The organism is Staphylococcus coagulans, from assembly GCF_002901995.1.
Classification (GTDB): Bacteria; Bacillota; Bacilli; order Staphylococcales; family Staphylococcaceae; genus Staphylococcus; species Staphylococcus coagulans.
On sequence record NZ_PPQN01000143.1, the window covers coordinates 1 to 547 of the forward strand.

1 protein-coding gene is annotated in these 547 nt (G+C 30.3%); it reads right to left on the bottom strand.

The genetic code is table 11. The features are described 5' to 3' along the window. Positions 1-131: 131 nt before the first annotated feature. On the bottom strand, positions 132-494 hold the full coding sequence (locus tag CD118_RS11820) for a transcriptional regulator, SarA/Rot family (protein WP_050331066.1): 363 nt from the start codon (positions 492-494) through the stop codon (positions 132-134). Positions 495-547: the final 53 nt, after the last annotated feature.

Below are 547 nucleotides of genomic sequence, written 5' to 3' on the forward strand. Positions count from 1 at the left end.
GAGATGTGTATAAGAGACAGGTCTAATTTCATGCATGTGTAAAGTGAAAATATTTTTGAATAATAAAAAGACAGATACCACGGAGAATGATATCTGTTATATCGTACGGTCATTTTGTTGGGGTAGAAGGCCTATTGAAGCACTTCTTTTTGGATTTGATTAAAATCATCTAATAATTGATCCATCTTCTTAGCTTGTTTGTCATCAATAGTAATAAATACTTTTCTTTCATCTTCTGTAGAACGTTCTTTACCGATGATGTCTTTTTCAGTCAACGCCGTTAAAGATTTATGTATCTCCATTAAACTGAAGTCAATCGATTGTTTGACTTTGTGCAAAGAAATACGGCGGCTATTTGTCGTTTTTAAGTGATATAAAAACAAGATGTCGTTCAACTTGAGACCATGTTGCTTTTTTAATTCACTGATAATTTTCTTTCTATTTGATTCATAAAAGAAGATAGCTTCAGTTTCCATTTTAAAATGGTTGTTCATAATTTCACTCCTTTTCTAAATTCTTAATACCCTAAGTCATATTATATTAAAAT

What these genes read in the sequence shown, in the direction of transcription:
- CD118_RS11820 (WP_050331066.1), bottom strand. Translation starts at nt 494, where the DNA reads ATGAACAACCATTTTAAAATGGAAACTGAAGCTATCTTCTTTTATGAA.